Here is a 2621-nt window from a genome sequence, read left to right as displayed (position 1 = left end):
GACAAGGTCACCGTCTCCAATCTCGCCAAGGAGCCGGTGACCTTTCTGCTCTACGCCGCCGACGCGTACAACACCCCGCGCGACGGCGGCTTCGCGGTGCGCGAGCCCGCGGAGAAGCAGCGGTCCGTCGGGGTGTGGACGCGCCTGGCACGTTCCGAGGTCACGGTTCCGGCGGGCGGCAGGACCACCGTGCCCTTCACCGTCACCATCCCGCGCAGCGCGTCGCCGGGCGACCACCCCGGTGCCGTGATCGCCCTGGACAAGCGCGTCGCCCGCGCCAAGGGCACCGGCGTCGGTATCCGGCAGGCCGTCGGGGCCCGGATCTATCTGCAGGTCAACGGCGAGCGGAAGCCCGGCCTGAGCGTCCAGGACGTGCGGTTCGACTACGAGGTTCCGCTGGTCCCCGGCCTCGGCAAGGACGCCACGGTCACCTACACCCTCGTCAACAGCGGGAACGTGCAGCTGGAGCCGAGGGTCGACCTCAAGGCCAAGGGTCTTTTCGGCCGGACGTCCTTCGACAGCGCGGGCAACAAGCTGCCTGCCGAGCTCATGCCGGGCCAACGGGTTCGGATCACCCAGAAGTGGGCCGCGCCGCCCCCGCTGGACTGGGGCAGCGTCGAGCTGACCGCGAGCGACAAGGGCGGTGAGCTGGTGGAGAGCGGGAGCACCGCCTATCGCACGGTGAACTGGGGTGTCCTCGTGACGCTCGCCCTGGTGCTGCTCCTCCTGATCGTAGGGGTCGTGGTGCGGCGCCGCAGGGCACGCGCCGCCGCGCGGACCTGACCGGCGGTACGGCAAGACGGCAGTACGGCAAGACCGCGGGCCCGGAGCGCCGTCGCTGCTCCGGGCCCGCTCTTGGCGCTGCCGTACGGCGGGAAGTGCCCCCGACCGCGCCGGATCGACGCGGGGCGCCCGGGCACCCGTACGGCAGCAGACTCAGACGGTCTGCTCGTCCCTCCTGATGCGCCGCGGCAGATAGTGGAAGGCCGCGATACCGGCGGCGCTGAGGCCTCCCGCCGCCGCCAGCATCAGGCCCACGCCGGACATGCCGGTCGCCGCAAGCCCGCCCGAGCCGCCGGTCACCTGGGTGCCCAGCTGGGTGCCGGAGGATCCGGAGCCGCCGCTCGAGCCCGCCCCGCCCGAGGTGCCCGAGCTGCCGGAGCCGCCGCCCGAGGAGCCTGCGGTGGTGCCGGGGTCGGTCGGGTCCGCGGGGTCAGTGGGGTCCGTCGGCGGATCGGTGGGCGGGTCCGTGGGCGGGTCGGTCGGCGGGTCCGTGGGCGGGTCCGTCGGGTCCGTGCCGCCGCCACCGGTGATCTTCATGGTGTGCAGGAGTGTCTTCTGACCTGCGTCGAGAGTGCACTCCGCCGTGAACTCATCGCCGTTCGGGGGCAGCTGGACGGGCTTGCCCGCCGTGTCCCTGGCGATCATGTTGTGCAGCTTCAGGCCCTTCACGTCGAAGGCCGCGTCGCCCGCCTGGCCCCAGGTGAGGAGCCCGCCGGGGGATTTGCCGGTCGCCGTCACCTCGAAGTCCGCGGCGGGATCGGGGATGTCGGCCTTGGCAACGGTGTTGACGACCTTGATGGGCAGAGTGCCGTCGCCGCCGGGCTGGGTGACGACCACGTCGGCGGTCGCCTTGCCCTCCAGGCTGACCGCACCGAGGACACCGAGGCCCTGCGCGGCGCGCGCGCTGACCTTGGTGACGGCCGTGATGTCGTACTCGGGGACCGTCTCGCCCACCTTCATGGTGGCGGGCATGTCCGTGGTGATCGCGACTTCGATCGGATCATTGTTGATGATCGGGAACTTGCAGGTGTATTTCTGCCCGAGCGACACCGGATCCGCCGATGCGGTGCCACCACCGCCGGTCAGCGCGAGTACCACCCCGGCAACTCCGGTCACGGCCGAGCCCCGCACCAGCCTCGTCATCACTTTTCCTGGTTGCTCTCCCCTGCGGTCTCCCATGCGATCTCCCATGTGTGGTCCCACCTCTGAGAATTGGCACAATCCAGAAATGACTACTGACAGCTAAGGCGCGAGTCAACCCGATCGGCGCAGTTCGGCGTCGGCAGCCGGCTCAGCCCTCACAAATTGTCATCCGCGCACCATCCCGTACTCACCACAGGCACAAAACTGCCGGACCATCAACTCCACTTCCCCAACGGTCCCGAGCAGACCTTGACCGCCCAACTACTCATCAGTAGTTTGCGTATTCGAAACACCGCCGTAGCGTCCGCTGGAATTCAGGCGGCAGATTCCCTCGCGGCGGCGCATTTCACATCTCCGATTTCCCCGGACAGCTGGGCCGGCGAGTCCGGAATCGCTGAGGTGGCACCCGACGTTCGTTTGTGCCCATTCACGTAGCCCGAGAGGTAGCTCATGGGAGCGCACAAGAGACAAGCCAGGGCACGCAGTGCCCTGAGCGCGGTGGCGGCCGCCGGCCTCGTCACCGGCCTGGTCACCTTGAGCGGTGGTTCCGCCTCCGCCGACCCGGTGAAGCTCACACAGAAGTACACCTGTAAATTCCCGATCATCAACAATGATCCGATCGAAGTTGAGATCACCGCCGACATGCCCGCCACGATGAAGGTGGGCGAGACGGTTCCCGAGTACGACATCAAGGC

Annotated in this window: 3 protein-coding genes; 2 read left to right on the top strand and 1 reads right to left on the bottom strand. The window is 68.9% G+C overall.

Annotation, left to right across the window (positions count from 1 at the left end):
- Positions 1–783: DUF916 domain-containing protein (locus ACQKIP_RS44885; RefSeq protein ID WP_427745636.1), on the top strand; the 783-nt coding region annotated here is incomplete at its 5' end.
- 153 nt (positions 784–936) lie between these two features.
- Here ACQKIP_RS44885 and ACQKIP_RS44880 read toward each other — a convergent pair.
- A complete protein-coding gene (locus ACQKIP_RS44880; protein ID WP_365856189.1) occupies positions 937–1926 on the bottom strand; it encodes a DUF6801 domain-containing protein in 990 nt (329 codons plus the stop codon).
- A 498-nt stretch (positions 1927–2424) separates the two neighbouring features.
- Between ACQKIP_RS44880 and ACQKIP_RS44875 the strand changes: the two genes are divergently transcribed.
- Positions 2425–2621: DUF6801 domain-containing protein (locus ACQKIP_RS44875; protein WP_427745635.1), on the top strand; the 197-nt coding region annotated here is incomplete at its 3' end.

Origin of the sequence: Streptomyces sp. NPDC059900 (assembly GCF_050270335.1) — a bacterium.
Taxonomy (GTDB): Bacteria; Actinomycetota; Actinomycetes; order Streptomycetales; family Streptomycetaceae; genus Streptomyces.
The sequence above is the reverse complement of the archived record's forward strand: the minus strand, read 5'-3'. Positions and strand labels throughout refer to the sequence as shown.